Source organism: Pseudomarimonas arenosa (assembly GCF_014841215.1).
GTDB lineage: Bacteria > Pseudomonadota > Gammaproteobacteria > Xanthomonadales > Xanthomonadaceae > Pseudomarimonas > Pseudomarimonas arenosa.
In genome coordinates this window covers 22,351-40,114 of record NZ_JACYTR010000016.1, presented here as the reverse complement: position 1 = coordinate 40,114, position 17,764 = coordinate 22,351, and the positions used below count along the sequence as shown (strand labels likewise).

Below are 17,764 nucleotides of genomic sequence, written 5' to 3'. Positions count from 1 at the left end.
GGCGCCGGGCTCGTTCCGACTTTGATTTGGCAACGTGCTCAGAGATCGACGTTGTTGCGTTCCCTGAGTGGCCAAGCTTCCTTGGTGGAAGCCTATTTCGGCGTGTTGTGGGTGGGGGCGACTGTGCTGGCCGTTATCTTGGCTGGTTTTGGTTTTGCGTTGGGTGGCGAATCACTTTCGCCCTTGACGGCGCTGACTCTGTCGTCCCTGATGGGCGTGTACTTGCTGGTCGGCGCGGTCGGCGTCTGGCGTTGTGCCTTCAACACTCGATATTGGGGCGTGGGTGTGGGAGCCCGGGTGATTGCACTATGCTACGGCCTCGCAGTCACGTATGCGTTCTATGTGGAAGCGACCTTTGCTTCGCAGCCGATGCCTTGATGGTTGCCCTTATCGGACTCGCGGGGCTTGCTGTGGGGCGGGAGGTTCAAGTGTCAAGCCGCCGCATCGACCACCTCGAATTCCACCTGTCTCCTTGAATCAGGCCCGCAGGGCCACGTTCGCGGCATCAGCCGCATTGAATCGCAGATGCACATGAGCCGACTTCTTCTTATCACCCTGTTTCTCGCGCTCTCGTTTCCCGCAGCGGCCATTGTCATCCGGCACGACGTCGACGATTCGAAGTACCGAATTCCGGTCGCGGATTTCCCTGCGCTGGCCGACATGCCGGGCGAGGGTCACGGCGTCTTGATTGCGCCGCAATGGGTTGTTACCGCCGCCCACACGATTCCGCAGCATGCTGAGTTGAAGCAGGTGCTGATCAACGATGTGCCTCGCGATGTTGAGCGCGTGGTGATACACCCGGGCTACAAGACGCTGCCGCAGGAACTCATTGATCAAGCAATGGCCAGCGGTGAAGCCATGCTGATCGTGGTGTTTCTTGCCTCATCGGACGACATCGCCTTGATCAAACTGGCTCGGCAAGTGGACGATGTCGCGCCTCTGAACCTCTACCAACACAGCGATGAACCCGGTCAGATCATTCAGCTGGTAGGCAAGGGCGCGACTGGCACGGGAGCGAAAGGGCACGACCCTGGTGGTCCCAATCGGACCGAGCTTCGTCGGGCCTACAACAAGGTCACCAGTGCCTATGACCGCTGGTTTTGCTATGTGTTCGACGAGCCTGCGTCGGCCTTGCCGATGGAGGGCGTTCTGGGCAATGGCGACAGCGGGGGGCCGGCGCTGATTCAGCAGCAAGGGCAATGGCAACTGGCGGGCTTGGCTGCCTGGAAGGTGGTTGAAGGCCACGTCATGAAGGCTTGGCCGGGGCGCTATGGCCAAACCACATGCAATGTTCGGCTAAGTCATTACCGGCAGTGGATCGATGGCGTGATTTCTTCCGCCGGCTAGACAAGGCATCCAATCGCCGGATCGATAACTAACGAGATCGAATCAACACCACTGTGACGTTGTCAGAGCCGCCACCATCGAGTGCTGCCAAGATCAGCTGCTCGACGCATTCCTGCGCGGTGATGTCGGTTTGTCCCATCAGTCGTCCGATTTCGTAGTCATCCACTTCTTCGGTCAAGCCGTCGCTGCATAGCAAGAGCTGCATGCCGGGCTTGAACTCGCCGGTGATCGATTCCACTTTCAGGCTATGTGGGTCAGTCACCCCCAATGCCTGGGTGACCACATTGCGATGTGGATGGTTGCGCGCCTGTTCCGGCGTGATGGCGCCTTGTTCGATCAGTTCCTGCACATAGCTGTGATCTTGTGAGACCTGACGTAACTGGCCATTCCACAGGTAGGCGCGGCTGTCGCCCACCCAGGCCACCTCAAAGCGACCATCAGCAACGCGTGCCGCCGCGATCGTGGTGCCCATCGGCAACGCCTCGGAACGGCGCTGAGAATGGCGGATGATTTCTTCGTCGGCGGCCCTGATTGCGTCCACCAGCGTCCGGCCCGCCTTGACCTCGGCGACGATGGTCTCGCGCGCCAGGGCGCTGGCAACCTCCCCAAACTCGTGTCCACCCATGCCGTCGGCAACCAGCCAAAGACCCAATCCGGCATCGCCGTAGTACGTGTCTTCGTTGTGCTCTCGGCGCAGGCCGACGTGACTCAAATGGCCGAACTCGATCATGCAAGCATCCTTTGCTGCCCAAATCGACGGGTGGTAAAGCGCTTGGCGCAGTCAGGGCGGTCCACTCCGCTATGCCCCCCTGTGCGGGCAGTCCGGCCTCCAGGCCGCGACAGTTCAAGCATGCCGCGGTCTGGGTCGGCACCGCAAGGCGCCCCGGCGGGGGCGGCTGCCTTGGGTGGAAACACGTAGCTCATGGTCGGGCTCAGAATTCGACTCGGACACCAAGTGAAAGCACGCCCTGCCGCAGCCTCGACGCGCCGACCAACTCCTCGTAGTAGAGATACGCCGTCTTGCCACCAGGGAACAGCGCCGAGACGCCAACGCCGACATTGAAGTAACTGTTGTCGATGTCGTCACCAATGTCGACGAAGCTGGGGCCATTGGGATCAGCGGCGAAACGCGCGGTGACCCGGGTGGGGTCATCCTCGTACTCTCGCTGCCACTCCAGGCTGGCGCTCGGCATCAAGATGCCCCAGTCACGACTTAACACATAGGTTGCGCGAGCCCCAAGTGCCGAGGTAATCGAATTCTGCGAACGGCCATCGACCTGCAATGCCAGGCCTTGTCCCGGGCGTCCTTCGATCATTCGTTCGGTATAGCTGTCGTACTCGACCCGTGCGTAGCTGCCGCGCAGGTATGAGTTGATTGTCCACGGGCCTTTCTGGAAGTCACGTCCCAGCGCCACTGAAGCTGCCGTTTGGGTGCCGTCGGTATCTGCAGTCGCGACCTGATCAATGACTGTGCGGCCGCCGCTCAGGGAGCGGATCGAATAACTGAGGCGACGCTGGAGGTCATAGCTGTTGCGTCCGTAACTCAGCATCGAGTCGACGTACCACTGACGCTCGGAGAACCACGACAGGTAGGCGCTGGTGCTCCAACCCTTGGTTTCCAGCGAGCCCAGATCGTCCGCGAGATCGGCATCGTTGTTGGTGTAGCCGAAGGCCAGTCCGCCAATCAGATTGTCGCGGAAGCGGTAGTCGACACCGGCCGTGAGGCCGGCAATGTCATAGTCAAACTTCGCGCGGCGCGAGGTGCCATCGTATTCGCCGCGGCCGATGGTGCCGGTGGCGAAGAAGCCCCATCGACCGAAATCGGCGCCCACCTCGTCTTGCTCATCTTCGGCTGCGCCGACGGCTGACATCATGTTGGGTGCAATCACGCCATCCGGCGTCCAGAAACCAACGTTGAAGCTGTTCTTGGCGCCGCCGGACTGCGCGTAGCGAAGCATGTCAAAGCGCGTATTGATATTGGTCATCTGCGCGCCGATGGTGTCCTGGCCCGACTGACCCACGCCGCCACCCACGGGTGTGGGCAGTTGGTCGAAGGCGTTGCGCACTTCGTCCTGATTGTCGCCCGAGCTGTCGGCAAACTCGCGACAGCGGTTGAGCAGGTCGTCCTGCGCGGCGGTGCGGTTGGGCGTGTTCTGCAAATTGTCGCAGCTGGCATCCAGGGTGCCGCCGACATCGCGTCCATCTGGGCTCAGTCCCGGCAAGTTGGCCAGTGCACCGTTGAGCTGGAACACTACCGGGTCCACCGAGACCGCCTCGCTGGATACCGTCACCGTGGCCGGACCCGAGAGCAGCACCATCGCAGTGGTTTGCGCATTGCCCTGGGCGTCGGTGGTCACGCTGCTGTCGGCGACGCTGGCGTTGTCGCCGACAAAGTTCAGCGCGATGCCAGACAGCCCTTGGCCGGCCGCGTCGACCAGACGAACTGCCAGCGGTGCCGACGCCGTGTTCGGCGCAAGGGTCTGACTATTGCCGGAGACAATACTGAGCACGGCCGTGTTGTCCGAACCCTGGGCGGTGAAGATGAACTCCTGACCACCGGGAATGGTTGCGCGAACTGTATTGACGCCCGGCACCGGTCCCAGGGTGAGGAAATTCTGGCTGCGTCCCTGGTCGTCGGTGGTGGTGCTGTTGCTCTGCAAGCTGCCACCGCCGGCGATCACTTCCCAGGCGACAATCGCACCGCTCAACGCCTTGGCCACTTCCGGGCTGATCTGCACCACCAGTGGTTGCTCCAATGGCTGGCCGGCAATGCCGGACTGACCATTGCCGGACGTGCTCTGCACGTTGGCGCCGATTGCCGAATGCAGGCTGTCGATCGAGGAACCGAGCAGTGCATTGGAGGCGCGAATCTGTACTGCTCCCAGCGTGTTGCCGAAGCGGAATCCGATCTGTGCCATGCCTTGGGCGTCGGTGACCGACGATGCATTGTCGAGCAGGGCTTCGCCGGTCAGTACGGTCCAGTCGATTTGTTGGCCTGCCACCGGCAGACCGCTGGCGTCACGCTGCACGACCACGATCGGTGCGTCGGCACGGGTTCCGATCACCCCGCGCTGACTATTGCCGGACAGTAGTTCGAGGTAGGGCTGGTCGCGCGGGATCACACTCAACACGAACGAGGTGACCGCGCTCAGTGCATCTTCGCGGGTCGCCACCACGCTTACGGTGCCGGCTACCGTTCCCGGGTTGATGCCGATGCTGGCAATGCCGTCGGCATCGGTTACCGAGCGCGAAGCCGAGAGCGTGGCCGGTCCGCTGACGACCCAGGTGATGCCCACCCCAGGCGCGGGTGCGCCGTTGTTCTGAGCCACCACTTTCAGCGGGTTGAAGGCGCCGCCGATGATGCTCGATTGACCGTCGCCGGAGTCGCTGGGCTTGGACAGGGACAGAACCGGGCCGGCGGTAACCGTAATGCTGAAGGTCACCGGACTGCTGTCCGGATCATCCGCTCGAGAGGCGGTGATCTGCACGGTTCCTGCCGCCGAGGCCGACAGGGTGGCGGTGATCGACGCGCTGCCGTCAGCGCCGGTGGTGGTGGAGTTGGCAGACAGGGTTGCCGCGCCCAAGGGCGAGACAGTGAACGAGATCGGTACTCCTGGTGCGGCAATACCGTCATTGAGCGCGGTGACCACCAGCGGTGCCGGAACGGCCTGGCCGGGTTGGGCGCTTTGACCGTCGCCCGAGGTGCGTTGCAGTGAGCGAATGATCTGCTCGGTCACCGTGATCGAGAAGGTCTGCTCAGTAAAGGCGCTGCTTTGGTCGGTGGCGCGCAATATAACGGTGTTAGGCGCGCCGATATCGGCAACGCCGGGAGAGCCCAGCAGGGTGCCCGTGCCGTCACCATTGTCGGTGAGACTCAACCACGAGGGCAGGCTGGCGGTGAAGGTGATCGGCTCCATTTCGGCGTCGCTGGCGCTGAAATCGTAGCGATAGACTTCGGCCGGCGCGCCGACGGTGGGAGGCGAGGTATCGAACGTTGGTGGCGTGCTTACCACCGCCATCGGCATCAGGCCGATGCTCTGGCCCATCGGTGTGCCGGTGACCGGCGCACCGGTGGGGGGCGGCGTATGGTTGACTTGCGTGTTGTAGTTGCCGACCACTGGCGCCACGAATTCCAGCCGAGCAACGCCACCGGTGTCGGTGGTCGCTGAACTGGTCGGTGAGCCGCCGCCCAGCGGTTGGAAGAAGCCGGTGCCGGGACCGCCCACCTGGGCGAAATCAAGGGTGGCACCGGGCACCAGGTTGGTTGAAATGCCGACCCGCTCCAGTCGTACTTCGTGCACGATGCCGCTGTTGACTGCTCCGCTGGGATTGGGTCCATTGGGCAGACTGAGCTGGTAGGTGTAGTTTTCAAGGTTGAAATCGACGAAGCCGGTCGGATCGCTGGCGCGGGCGCCGCGAATCACTACCGGGCCGCCGCTGGCACCAAACGAGAACACATTGCTGGCCACACCGGCCGTCGTTACGGTGGATGGTTGTGCCAAGGAGCCGCTGCCACTGACGATCGACCAGTCGATGGTGTCGGTTGTGGGGGCGCCGTCATCCAGGGCGCGAACCGAGATCGAGACACTTTCGCCCGGTTGACCGGACAAACCATCGCCCGCATTGATCACCGCCGTGCGATTGATGCGGATATCGACCGTGTAGACCTGCACGAACAGGGGGAACGCGCCCTTGGCGCTGCCGCCCTTCCTCGGCATCGGCACCATTGAGCTGTCGCCGGTCGCTTCAATTGTGTACGTGCCTTCCACCGGCGCTTGAAAATCGATCTGCACGCCGCCGCTGCCATCGGCATTGACGACGCCGGTGCCGGGCATGGCCCCTGCAGGATTAAAGGTGCCGGTGGCCGGGCCGGAAACCACCTGAAAGAACACTTGCCCTGAGGTGGCGAAGGGCATGCCGTCGACCTGGATCTCTCCGCCCAGGGTTACGTCGGTATTGACTGTCTCGGTGGCAAAGCCACCTGGCGTGGGTGCCGCATAGGCGAGCTGGTAGTCCTTGACGTCAACCTGGAAGGTGACCGGTGGTGACGGTGAGACGTCGCAACCGGAAATGCATTGCACCTCATAGATCACGGTACCGGCGCCAGGACCGCTGAAGGGCATGTTGACAAGCACCGGCTGGGCGGTGCCGGCCGAAACGCCGCCGGGGCTGGGCGTGGTGGCGCCCGGGCTCAGGGTGCTGTCGAAGATCTTGTTGACCTGAAAGCCGGCGCCTAAGCAAGTCTCCATGGGGTCCGGCCCTTCATTGGCGCGGACGTTGAAGACCGTGCTGCCGGCCGGATCGACCCGCACCGGGCTCGATTCGTCGATGCTCAGTACGCAGTCTGACGAGGTCATCGCCGGAGCCGATGCTGGCAAACCGGCCCATACCAGGGCAGCTGCCATCACGCCCCTCAGCCACCGCGCGCGAGCGCGAATCCGTACTGCCTGCCCCATACGTATCCCCCGTAGAGTGTCGATCAGTTCGCACTATCTGGGGCGAGTATACTCGTCTGAGTCGTTCACAGCGCTTTATCCGGGAGGTGGAAGATGGCTGCCGAGGAAACATCGCGACAGAGGCAGGGGCAGCGGATGGCCGCGCTCTGTCTGGGCTTGCTGATCGGCGCTGTAGGCTCGATGACTCCACCGATCGCGGACGCCCGGTCCGGGCCGAAGAACGCGGAAGACCTGCTGATCGTCGATTGTTTGCTGCCAGGGCAGGTTCGAAAGCTGGGTGCGGCCGCCACCTTCATGTCCGCTCGTCGGCCGATCCGCACCACTCAGGCAGACTGCGAGATTCGCGGCGGCGAGTACGTCAGTTATGACCGCGCCAACTATCAAACGGCGCTGCAGGTCTGGATGAGTCAGGCCTTGGCCGGCGATGCCGATGCGCAGAATTATGTCGGCGAGATCTATCTCAAGGGGCTGGGCACGCCGCCCGATTTCGGTATGGCCGCACAGTGGTTTCAGAAATCGGCCGATCAGGGTAACAAGCGCGCCCTGACCAATCTCGCCTACTTGTATGAAGAAGGGCTGGGCGTCGCGAAGGACGAGCTGAAGGCACTTAACCTGTATCGCCAGGCATCCGGCGCCAACGGTGACGAACTGCTGTTTGCTTCGGAAGTAAAGGTGCAGCTGGCCGCAAAGGACGTCGAGATCGGTTCGCTGAAACAAACCGTGGCCGAACAGCAAGAACAGGCCGAAACGTTGCGGTCCCAGGTTCGTGATCTGCAAGGTCAGCTGCAGAGCCGTCGTCGAAGCTTGGACAGCGCTCAGGCTGAACTGCAGGGATTGCGCGACCAACTGGCCGAGACGCGACGCAATGTTGGCGTGGATCTCAGTGCGCTGGACCAGCAGAAGGTGCAGATGGATACGCGGGAAGCGGGTCTGGTCGAACTGGCACGTCAATTGGAAGCCGAGAAACTGGCCGTTGAGCGGCGTAAGGAGCAGCTTGCCGAGCAGCAGGCAGCGCTGCAGGCGCGTAGGTCACAGTTGGCCCAGAGCGGTGCATCGGCTGGCGAGGATGCTGCAGTCAGCACGCTCGAATCGCAGGCGGATCGACTGAACAGGTCGTTGCAGGATGCGCTGGGTCGCGCCGAGAAGCTGCAGACCCAGCTGGCGCAGAGTCAGGCCCTGCTCGACAAGGAACGCGACAGCTATCTTGCTCGCATTTCCGACCTTGAGTCGCAGGCCGAAGGGCGCAAGAAGGACGATTGGGAACTGATGAAGCTGCTGGAGGGGCAACTGGCCGAGCGCGAATCGCAGCTTCGCGATCAACGCATGCAAATCGTCCAGCTCGAGCAGCAGGTCAACCGTGGCGGCGGCGCCTTGTTGGCGGCCGTGCCGACGCTGGAGATCATCGACCCGCCCCTGGTGGCCACGCGCGGACGCCCAGCAGCCACCCTACGCTCCGGGCCGGGCCGACAGAGCGTGGTGGGCCGGGTGTCGGCGCCGCAGGCGATACAGACCATCACCGTCAACGGCACACCGGTGATTCTGGGTGACAACGGCCTATTCCGCGCCAGTGTCGACGTGGCGGCTGGCGGCTCCAACATCGAAGTCGCGGCAGTCAGCAAGATGGGCGATGCGGCTTCGCTGGAGTTCACCCTCCTGCCCAATCCGGGCGCAAGCGCCAGCAGCAGCTCGCACGGCGGCTCCGATGCCTCAAGCGGATTGCCTTCAGGCGTGCGCCTGGGGACCTTTCATGCCTTGGTGATTGGCAACAACGACTATCAAAGCGGCGGCTTCGCCAAGCTGCAAAGCGCCGTCAACGATGCCACTGCCGTGTCGAAGGTACTGAAGGAGCGTTACGGTTATCAGACCCGCCTGCTGCTCAACGCTACCCGTTTCGACATCCTGTCGGCGCTGAATGATCTGCGCGAGAGTTTGAAGCCCGACGACAATCTGCTGGTGTATTACGCCGGTCATGGTGACCTCAGTGATGACGGTAAGCAGGGCTATTGGGTACCGGTCGACGGACAAGCCAAGGTTCCGGCCACCTGGATATCGAATGCCGCGGTATCCGACATTCTCGACACCATGGAGGCCAAGCATGTCCTGGTGGTGGCGGACTCCTGCTATGCCGGTGCCCTGGCCGGCGGCAGCTTGCCGGTCTACGACGCCAGCAGCTCGAAGCGCTGGGGCGATTGGGTGAAGACGATGTTGGACGGTCGCGCGCGCATCGCCCTGACCTCGGGCGGCGTGCAGCCGGTGCCGGATCTTGGCTCGGGCAAGCACTCGTACTTCACCCGCGCCCTGCTCAATGTGCTAGAGGACAACAACCGCCTGCTGGAAGGTCAGCGCCTGTACCGGGAAGTGGCCGCGTCCTTGGCTTTGAGCTCGTTTGACGCACCGATTACCCAGGTGCCGCAGTACGCGCCGATTCAATTTGCCGGCCATGAAAGCGGCGAATTCTTCTTTATGCCGCGCGGCGCCGGCCGCGCGCCCTGAGGAATAAGCCCGCCCCGATGCGATAGTGTCGGGGCGGGGCTTGAGAAACAGGTGCCGGCTGGCGTATGATCCCGCGCCTTCGCTGCCGGTGTTCGACCCCGGTGCGAGTAGTCTTCAACCGTCCCTAACGGTTGCGCCGCGGAGAGGTGGCAGAGTGGTCGAATGCGCCGGATTCGAAATCCGGTTTACGGGTCTCCCGTAACGAGGGTTCGAATCCCTCCCTCTCCGCCATTATCCGATAGCCCTCGGAGGCGCCGAGGCATGCCGTTGGGATTGAGGCTTGCCACGGCTTGTCCATTGCGTTCCGGCACCGCTGAGATGAGTATTCCAGCTGCCTGTTAAGCTTGGCGCTGCTGCAAGACAAGGCATCTCCTGCGTGCGAATCGATGACTGACGCCGGCACCCGATCGGAAACGAATGCGCCGGCTCGGCATTACCCGCGTCTGGACGGCGTGCGCGGCATTGCGGCGCTGATGGTGGCGGCCTCGCATGCCGCCTTGCTTTGGACCCCCAACGGCAGCTGGGAACGCTACTCGATGGATGCCTGGGTCTTCGGTCTGATGACCTACGGCTGGGCCGGCGTGGTGCTGTTCTTTGTGCTGTCCGGCTGGTTGATCAGTCAGCCGTTCTGGCGGCATGGGGTGAGTCATCTGGATGACTACGCGCGGCGCCGTGTCGGGCGCATCGTGCCCTTGTTCTGGTTGCAGATTGCCCTGTTTGCCGGTCTGATGAGCTGGCTCGATTCGGTGCCCGGCCTGCACCCGCGCGCGGAACTTGACGAGGTCGGTTGGCAGGCCTTCATGGCGTTTCGCCTGTGGCCTGGTGCGCCCGTCCCCTGGCTCAGCGTCTGGTGGACTCTGCCTCTCGAGCTGTCCTTCTACCTGCTGTTGCCGGCGCTGTTCTGGCTGCGCCCGGCATGGCGATGGACCTGCATGTTGGGGTTGGTGCTGTTTGCTCCCGGGCTGCGCGCTGCCATGGCTCTGGGCTGGGTTTCGGCGCCGTGGTCGCGAGTGTTGATCGATCACTTGCCGTCGCGCTGTGATCTGTTTCTGATCGGGGTAGTGGCCGCCGGGCTCTGGCTACAGCCCAACAGTTGGATGCGCCGACTGCCCGCTTCCGTCTGGCGCTGGATCGGCGTGTTGGGGTTGTGGGCATTGCTGGCAGGGTCGGTGGCGATAGGTATTGTCAGCCCGGCGGCGGTCCCACGCAGTCTGCCGCTGGCCTTCTGGCAGTCGGTGTTCGCGTTGTTGGCGACCTGCTGGGTGGTGGGCTGCAGTGAGCTGCATTCGCCGACGGGTGGTATGCGCGCTGGCCTCACCGGCGCACCGATCACACGCTGGCTGGGGCGGCTGAGCTACGGCATCTATCTCTGGCACTACCCAGTGTTCAACATGCTGCAGCCATGGATGCGCAGCTGGATCGAGGCGCCATGGCAATTGCCCGTTGGTCTGGTGCTGGCCTTGTTGCCGGTGATCGCGCTGAGCTACCTCAGCTGGCGCTGGGTCGAGGCGCCCGCCGGGGCCTGGTTTCGCCGAGGCTGGCCAATCATTGGCAGCAGGGCGGGGCGGGCCGAGGCCGGGTAAACTGTGCGCGGTCGCTGGCATGGGGTCGGCGCAAACCTGATGGAGTGCACCTTGTCTGAAATCCTAGTACCGGTGTCGTTCGGCGAGTTGCTGGACAAGATCGCCATTCTCGAAATCAAGAGCGAGCGCATCCAGGATGCGTCCAAACTGGCCAACGTGCGCAATGAATTGGATGCCCTGCGTCAGACCTGGTCGAATCATCCAGCTTCCAAGACACCGATCGATACCCTGTTGGCGGGATTGAAGCAGGTCAACGAACGCCTGTGGGTTATCGAAGACGACATCCGACTGAAGGAAAAAGCGCAGGCCTTCGATCAGGAGTTCATCCGCCTCGCCCGCGCGGTGTACTTCGAGAACGACGAGCGCGCCAAGCTCAAGCGTGAGATCAATCTGGCGCTGGGTTCGGCCTATGTTGAAGAGAAGAGTTACCAGGACTACGGCAGCAAGCCGGCTGAGCTCGGTCTCTAGTCCTTTTTGATTCGGTGACTTGAAGTTTGAACATCCTGTTCGGTATTAAGTCCCGTGCGTCCGATACCTGCCCGTACGCGCGGGCGCTTCAGAGCGACTGCGTCGCTGCGCGCGAGCTGTCCCTACAGGGACTGCTCTACTGAACCGGCCAATTGAACATCATTTAGCCGGTTCAGAAGTGTCGACGTGGCTTTTCCCTTGGGCCGCGACGAAACGATCGAAGGCCTTGACTACGTCTTCGATCGAGATCAGGTCCATTACACCCTCGAACTCGATTTTCTTACCCCAGGGCAGCTGCGACACTGACTTGCCGAGAAATTTCTCAGCTGCGTGTGGATAGCGGTCGACGCAGTAACGGGTGTCCGAGTAGGGGCCGCTGCGCTGAGGATTGCTGGCGGCATGCAGGCCAATCACTGCGGTGCCGACCGCGTTGGCCATGTGCATCGGGCCAGAGTCGGGTGTGAGCACGAGGTCGGCACGTTGGGTCAGTGCCAGCAGCTGCTTCAGGGTGTCCTTGCCGACGATGTCGATCACCGGGGCCTCGGCGTGCTGCAGGATGGCATCAGCCATCTCACGCTCCAACTGACTTCGGCCGCCGCAGAGCAGTACTCGATAGCCTTGGCGGTGCGCATGATCGGCCACCGCAGCATAGCCGGCGGCGTGCCAGTTGCGGCGAACGTGGCTGGAGCAAGGTGAGATCAGCAGGGTGGGCTGGCTACCCGGCAAAGTCTGCTCGGCAAAGCGAATATCGTCCGGGCTTAATGGAATATCCCACCGTGGGGCGCTAGACGCGACGCCCAGGGCATCGCCGAACGCCGCCATGGCATCGAGCACGTGACGTCGACCGACATCAGCGATGCGCTCGTTGATCATCAGCCCGTGCAGATCCTTAGAGCGAGAACGGTCATAGCCGATTCGCCGTTTGGCGCGAATCAGACACGACAACAGGTTGGCTCGGGCGGCGACCTGCATCTGCAGCAGCACGTCGAAACGGCGGCCGTCCAGCTGGCGACGCAGCTGAGCAACACCTGACCAGCCCTCACGCTTGTCGAACACAATGAACTCGACGCCCGGCAGATCGCCGATCAGCTTGTGCTCCAGCTTGCCGATGATCCAAGTCAGCCGACAATCGGGAAAGGCGGCTTGCAGGCGGTGCACCAGGGGAACCACGTGGGTCACATCACCCAGCGCGGACAGGCGCAGGATACAAATCGACGCCGGTTTGGCTGCACTCACGCTACACTCCTTTGCGGCTCTTCACTGGCAATCCATCTGACGGATGTGCGCTGACAAGACGGACATTACCCATAGTGTAGATCGCAACGCCGGTCTGCTGTTCGATCGCTGCCTGTTGCCGCGGGCGGTCTTCGAGATGCTCAGCCCGGACTACTGGCAGGCACAGGCCGAGCATGCCCGCGGTGGACGTGGAGCGGTGTGGATGGTGCAGGGTGAATTCGGTACCGCGGTGCTGCGTCACTACCGACGCGGGGGTATGGCGGCGCGAGTAAGTCGCGACACCTATCTCTGGCGCGGTGCATCGAGAACACGCAGTTTCGCTGAGTTTCGCTTGCTGCTGCGGCTGCGGGAATTGGGCCTCCCGGTGCCACGTCCGATTCTGGCTGGCTATCGACGACGAGGTCTGTTCGGTTACAGCGCCGATCTGCTGATGAGCAGGATCGAACAGGCCTGCAGTCTGGCCGAATTGCTACGTGGCGATCAGATTGCCGCCGATGCGATGCACAACCTGGGCGATACCTTGGCGCGCTTTCATCAGGCCGGCGTGGATCATGCCGATCTCAACGCGCACAACCTGCTGCGTGACTCGACAGGGCGCTGGTGGGTGATCGATTTTGATCGTGGCCGACTGCGCTCGCCGCACTCAGGCTGGATCGATCAACGCCTGCAGCGGCTGCGGCGCTCGATGTGCAAGGTGCGCGGCGATGATCGAGCCGGCGCAGACCAGGCCTGGAACGAGCTGCGTGCCGCCCATGATCGGGCCGCTCCCGAGTTTGCCAGCGCGGCCCTGGGATGAGCGGTGTACAGATGAGCGCCGGCACGATCCATGATGAAATCTCGCGTTATGCGCTGCGCTTTCTTGGGGTGGGCTCGTCGCAGGCAGTGGAGCTGGGTTCGCCCTCGGCGGTGCTCGAGCGCGATGGTCGGCCGCTGTTGATGATCGACTGTGGTGGCGAAGCGCTCACCGCCTATCTGGCGCATTACAGTGGCCTGCCGCCGGCAATCTTCATCACCCACACGCACTTTGATCATATCGGTGGCATGGAGCGGCTGTTTTTTCGCAGTTACTTCGATCCCGAGCTGCGCGGCCAACTACGCCTGTTCGTTCCGGCCAGTGTGGTGCCCTGGTTGCAGGGGCGGGTGGCTGACTACCCAGGCGTGCTGGCCGAGGGTGGGGTGAACTACTGGGATGCGTTTCAGTTGGTGCCTTGCAATCGCGGTTTCTGGTGGCAGGGCCTGTGGTTCGAAATTTTCCCCACCCGTCACCATCAGCCGGGCACCTCCTATGGTCTGGCCTTGACCGGCAGTTTTGTCTTCAGCGGCGATACCCGGCCAATTCCCGAACTGCTGGAGCAGCGTCCGGGCCAGGAACTGGTCTGCCATGACTGCGGTCTGGTCGGCAATCCTTCGCACACCGGTATCGACGACATCGAGCGCGAGTATTCGATCGATCTGCGCCAACGTTTGTTGCTTTACCACTATGGGTCAGCGGCCGATGGCGAGTCCCTGCGCCAGCGCGGCTATCGCGTGGCCACCGCTGGCGCCGCATTTGCCCTTCGGTCTCCGGTCGAGGACCATCTCCCGCTGCCCTTATCACAAAGTTCAACCGAGCAAGGTTCACATGAGTGAGTTAAGTCACATCGATCCCGAACAGCGACCCGCCATGGTCGACGTCGGCAACAAGGCGGTGACCCGTCGCGAAGCGATTGCCGTGGCACATCTGCGATTTCCTGCCGAGGTGGCGCGTACCCTGCACGACGCGCACTATCAGGTGGCCAAGGGCTCGATCATCGACACCGCTATCATTGCCGGCACCATGGCGGTGAAGCGGACTCACGAGTTGATCCCGTTCTGCCATCCGGTGCCGATCGACGCCTGTCGGATCGAGATCGACTGGCAGGAGCCGACGCGTCTGCGCATTCGCTGTACCGCACGCGCCGAGTATCGAACCGGCATCGAGATGGAAGCGTTGACCGGTGCCGGCCTGGCGGCGCTGACCGTGTACGACATGTGCAAGGCGCTTTCACACGAGATCGTGATAGAAGACATTCGACTGCTGGCCAAGTCGGGTGGCAAACGCACTGTGGCCGAGGGGCGTACGCTAGCCTGAGAGACCCTTGAAGCTTGGTCGAGGTGGCTCTGCCGGCAGCCCGGTGTCAAAGGCTGGGTATCGCTGGCAACGGGCCGCTGAGATGAGCCGCCAGTCAGACACGGAGGGGGCATGTTGATGGGGTGGCGCAGGGCTCAATCGGGCGAAACCTTTGCTGCCATGCGCATCCGCATGTTGCACAACGTGACCTTGCTTTTTGCGCTGATGGCGACTCCGGCGGTGCTGATCTCGGTTTCTCGGGCGCCAAGCCTGGGCTGGCGCCCATTCATGGCTGCCCATGTCGGCCTGCTTCTGGCCGCCTGGGGCCTGGTCTGGTTCAGCGGGCGCATCGCCTACCTGCGCCACGTCGGCACTCTGCTGCTGATCAGTCTGCTGGCCAGCCTGATCGGTTACGTCGAGCTTGGTCCGGCGGCCGATGGCAAGGTCCTGTTGATCTCCACCGCCATGCTGGCGGCCTTGTTTCTCCCAGGCCGCAAAACATGGCTGGTCTGGTGGACGGTGGTTCTGGCTGTGCTGGCCCTGGCCGTGGCCTCGATTCTTGGCTGGGTGCAGTTCGAGATCGACTACCCGGCGTACGCGCGAAACCCCGTTGTGTGGCTCAACAGTCTGTGGTCGATTGCCTTGCTGGCCGGTGTCGTCGTGTACGTCGCCGGCGAGATGGTTACCGGCTTGGCAAGTAACGATGCCCGACTGCGGGCCATGTTCAACTCGATGAGCGAGGCCATTGTAGTGCAGGATGCCAGCGGCGCCGCTATGCAGGCCAATCGCGCGGCGCACCAGCTATTGGGTCTTGAGTCGCAGCTGCGTCTGCACGATGCCTCGGCACGCACCTCGCTGGCCGACAGCAACGGCCGCCCGCTCGCGCTGGCCGATTTGCCCGGGCGCCAGGAGGCGCTGTTGGACAAGCCCGAGCCCGGCTGCGTCCTGCGCTTGCAGCGCAATGATCAAGTCTTGCACCTGCGCTTTCAATCGACGCCGATGCGCAGTGTTAAAGGCGGTCCGGTGAATGCCACTGTGACCACGGTGCAGGATGTCACCGAGCAGGTTGAAGCGCAGGCGGTGACCGAACACGCGCTGCATGCCACTGAAGCGGCGAGCCGCGCCAAGAGCGATTTCCTGGCCAACGTCAGCCACGAGATCCGTACCCCGATGAATGCCGTGATCGGTATGAGTCACCTGTTGATGGGCAGTACGCTCGATGCGCGCCAACTGGGACAGGTGCGCAAGATCCGCTCGGCAGCTGAGGGTTTGTTAGGGGTGCTTAACGATGTGCTCGACTTCTCCAAGATCGAAAGCGGCCACTTGCAACTGGAACTGTCACGGATTTCGCTCGACCACATAGTCGAACGCGTACTGTCGGTGGTGGCGCCAGCGGTCAACGAGAGTTCGCTGGAATTGACTGTTGAGATTGAGCCGGCGTTTCCGCCGGCATTGATCGGTGACTCCTTGCGCCTGACCCAGGTGCTGGTCAACCTGCTGAGCAATGCGATCAAATTCACCGATCAGGGCGGCGTGCATCTGGCTCTGCGCTGCGAGTCGCTCGATGATGATCGCTGCGAAGTGCAGGTCAGATGCGAGGATACCGGTGTCGGCATCTCCAGCGATCGCCTGCAGAGCATCTTCCAGCCGTTCACCCAGGCTGATAGCTCGATCACCCGACGTTTCGGTGGCACCGGGCTTGGTTTGAGTATCTGTGCGCGGCTGATCGAGTTGATGGGCGGAGAGCTGCAGGTGTCGTCGCAGCCCGGTCACGGCAGCTGCTTTTCGTTTCGACTGCAGATGGCGCGCGATCCGCAGTCGGTGGAGTCGAACGTTGCGCAATCCCTGCCCTCGCACGATGCTGTGCTGATCGCCGGGCGCGCCCGGCAAGACGACATCGTCCAGCGCTATCTGGATCAGATCGGCCTGACGGCGCAACGCACGCCAGCAGGTGCCAAGGAGGCCGCGGAGGTCGTGGCGACACGCCACCAGCGGCCAACTCTGTGGCTGATGAATGATGAACTGGAGGATCGCGGTGGGCGCAGCTGGGCCGAAGCCGTGGCCGATCTTCTGCAGCAGGAACCCGATTGGTATCTACTGCTGATCAGTCGCTCGGGCGAGCGACTCAGGACGCATCAGCTCAGTCCGCGGCTGGCGGTTCTGGAGAGTCCAGTGCTGCCCTCGGCGCTGCGCCGCACGATCGAAACAGTGGCCAACGCATCGATACTTGCGCCGATCCAGGCGTCGATGCCTGATCTCAGCAAGCAACAACTACTGGTGGTTGACGACAATGCCATCAACCGCGAAGTTGTGGGTGAAGTGCTGCGTCGGGCGGGCGCGTCGGTCACCTATGCCGGCAATGGTCTGCAAGCGGTGCGCAGCGTGCGCGCGTCGACGCCGGCGACCTTGCCGTCGCTGGTGCTGATGGATCTGCAGATGCCGATCATGGATGGACTGCAGGCCGCTCGGTGTATCCGCGAGCACTATTCTGCCGAGCGCCTGCCGATCGTTGCCCTGACTGCCCATGCCATGGATGAAGAGCGCGAGCGGGTGCTGGCCTGCGGCATGCAGGAGCGACTGACCAAGCCGGTTGATCCCGAGCTGCTGTTGCAGCGGATCGCCTTCTGGCTGGGCATTTCTGCCACCCGCGACGCGACCGCCACGGAAGGGCCGCAGGCCGTTGCCAAGGCGGAGGCTCCGGAGGCGAGCAGCGCTCCCGCCGGTCTGCGCGGTCTGCCCGGCCTTAACTACGCCTTTGGTCTCAAGCAGGTACTGGGCAACGAGAAGCTGTATCGGCAGATGGTCGGACGATTCGTCGAGCGTTACGCGGGCACTGCGAAGGAGTTGCTGGATGCCGGCCCAGCGCTGCGCAGCCAGGACAATCGACGACTGATCCATTCTCTGAAAGGCATGGCGGCGACCTTGGGCATGGAGTCGATCGCCGAGCAGGCGCGGCAGCTGGAAATCGACCTTGATCGATCAGACTCCGAGGTAGCACTGGTGGCAGGGCTGCAGGGATTGGACCAAGGGCTCGCCCTGTTGGCCGCCGCCTGCCGACAGGAGTCGATGCCGGATAGGGCCTAGCCCGGATA

12 protein-coding genes and 1 tRNA gene are annotated in these 17,764 nt (G+C 62.8%); 10 read left to right on the top strand and 3 right to left on the bottom strand.

Translation table 11 applies throughout. The features are described from left to right. Positions 1-51: 51 nt before the first annotated feature. Entirely contained in the window at positions 52-378 is a 327-nt protein-coding gene (locus IFO71_RS09825; protein ID WP_192029462.1) for a hypothetical protein, read from the top strand. A 153-nt stretch (positions 379-531) separates the two neighbouring features. Beyond that, positions 532-1,347, top strand: coding sequence for a S1 family peptidase (locus IFO71_RS09820; protein WP_192029461.1), 816 nt, complete (start codon positions 532-534; stop codon positions 1,345-1,347). 28 nt (positions 1,348-1,375) lie between these two features. Here IFO71_RS09820 and IFO71_RS09815 read toward each other — a convergent pair whose 3' ends face one another. Both IFO71_RS09815 and IFO71_RS09810 read right to left on the bottom strand, forming a co-directional pair. After that, a complete protein-coding gene (locus IFO71_RS09815; protein WP_192029460.1) occupies positions 1,376-2,077 on the bottom strand; it encodes a PP2C family protein-serine/threonine phosphatase in 702 nt (233 codons plus the stop codon). A 202-nt stretch (positions 2,078-2,279) separates the two neighbouring features. Continuing rightward, positions 2,280-6,752 (bottom strand): autotransporter domain-containing protein, encoded by a 4,473-nt coding sequence (locus IFO71_RS09810; protein ID WP_192029459.1) that lies wholly within the window; start codon positions 6,750-6,752, stop codon positions 2,280-2,282. A gap of 144 nt (positions 6,753-6,896) precedes the next feature. On the opposite strand from IFO71_RS09810, the gene IFO71_RS09805 reads away from it, so the two are divergent. The 4 genes from IFO71_RS09805 (at position 6,897) to IFO71_RS09790 (ending at position 11,347) form a co-directional block, all read left to right on the top strand. Then, positions 6,897-9,296, top strand: coding sequence for a caspase family protein (locus IFO71_RS09805; RefSeq protein ID WP_192029458.1), 2,400 nt, complete (start codon positions 6,897-6,899; stop codon positions 9,294-9,296). 140 nt (positions 9,297-9,436) lie between these two features. Continuing rightward, positions 9,437-9,527, top strand: a tRNA-Ser gene (locus tag IFO71_RS09800). 155 nt (positions 9,528-9,682) lie between these two features. Beyond that, positions 9,683-10,879 (top strand): acyltransferase family protein, encoded by a 1,197-nt coding sequence (locus IFO71_RS09795; RefSeq protein ID WP_192029457.1) that lies wholly within the window; start codon positions 9,683-9,685, stop codon positions 10,877-10,879. A 51-nt stretch (positions 10,880-10,930) separates the two neighbouring features. Continuing rightward, entirely contained in the window at positions 10,931-11,347 is a 417-nt protein-coding gene (locus tag IFO71_RS09790) for a DUF6165 family protein (protein WP_192029456.1), read from the top strand. A gap of 159 nt (positions 11,348-11,506) precedes the next feature. Here IFO71_RS09790 and IFO71_RS09785 read toward each other — a convergent pair whose 3' ends face one another. After that, positions 11,507-12,583: a glycosyltransferase family 9 protein gene (locus IFO71_RS09785; protein ID WP_192029455.1), complete on the bottom strand. Its 1,077-nt coding sequence runs from the start codon at positions 12,581-12,583 to the stop codon at positions 11,507-11,509. 43 nt (positions 12,584-12,626) lie between these two features. Between IFO71_RS09785 and IFO71_RS09780 the strand changes: the two genes are divergently transcribed. From IFO71_RS09780 to IFO71_RS09765, 4 genes are all read left to right on the top strand, one after another. After that, a complete protein-coding gene (locus tag IFO71_RS09780) occupies positions 12,627-13,379 on the top strand; it encodes a 3-deoxy-D-manno-octulosonic acid kinase (protein ID WP_192029454.1) in 753 nt (250 codons plus the stop codon). 11 nt (positions 13,380-13,390) lie between these two features. Beyond that, entirely contained in the window at positions 13,391-14,212 is an 822-nt protein-coding gene (locus IFO71_RS09775) for an MBL fold metallo-hydrolase (protein WP_192029453.1), read from the top strand. Next, positions 14,205-14,693 carry a cyclic pyranopterin monophosphate synthase MoaC gene (gene moaC / locus IFO71_RS09770; RefSeq protein ID WP_192029452.1) on the top strand — a complete coding sequence of 163 codons (489 nt, stop codon included), beginning with the start codon at positions 14,205-14,207 and terminating at the stop codon, positions 14,691-14,693. The genes IFO71_RS09775 and moaC overlap by 8 nt, the downstream gene beginning before the upstream one ends. A 111-nt stretch (positions 14,694-14,804) precedes the next feature. Further along, the gene (locus IFO71_RS09765; RefSeq protein ID WP_192029451.1) at positions 14,805-17,756 is read left to right on the top strand and encodes a hybrid sensor histidine kinase/response regulator; all 2,952 of its coding nucleotides are present in this window, start codon (positions 14,805-14,807) and stop codon (positions 17,754-17,756) included. The last annotated feature ends 8 nt before the right edge of the window (positions 17,757-17,764 follow it).

Excerpts from the sequence above, each read along its gene's own strand:
- IFO71_RS09820 (WP_192029461.1), top strand. The coding sequence starts at position 532 with ATGAGCCGACTTCTTCTTATCACCCTGTTTCTCGCGCTCTCGTTTCCC.
- IFO71_RS09815 (WP_192029460.1), bottom strand. The coding sequence starts at position 2,077 with ATGATCGAGTTCGGCCATTTGAGTCACGTCGGCCTGCGCCGAGAGCAC.
- IFO71_RS09810 (WP_192029459.1), bottom strand. The coding sequence starts at position 6,752 with ATGGCAGCTGCCCTGGTATGGGCCGGTTTGCCAGCATCGGCTCCGGCG.
- IFO71_RS09805 (WP_192029458.1), top strand. The coding sequence starts at position 6,897 with ATGGCTGCCGAGGAAACATCGCGACAGAGGCAGGGGCAGCGGATGGCC.
- IFO71_RS09795 (WP_192029457.1), top strand. The coding sequence starts at position 9,683 with ATGACTGACGCCGGCACCCGATCGGAAACGAATGCGCCGGCTCGGCAT.
- IFO71_RS09780 (WP_192029454.1), top strand. The coding sequence starts at position 12,627 with ATGTGCGCTGACAAGACGGACATTACCCATAGTGTAGATCGCAACGCC.
- IFO71_RS09775 (WP_192029453.1), top strand. The coding sequence starts at position 13,391 with ATGAGCGCCGGCACGATCCATGATGAAATCTCGCGTTATGCGCTGCGC.
- moaC (WP_192029452.1), top strand. The coding sequence starts at position 14,205 with ATGAGTGAGTTAAGTCACATCGATCCCGAACAGCGACCCGCCATGGTC.
- IFO71_RS09765 (WP_192029451.1), top strand. The coding sequence starts at position 14,805 with ATGTTGATGGGGTGGCGCAGGGCTCAATCGGGCGAAACCTTTGCTGCC.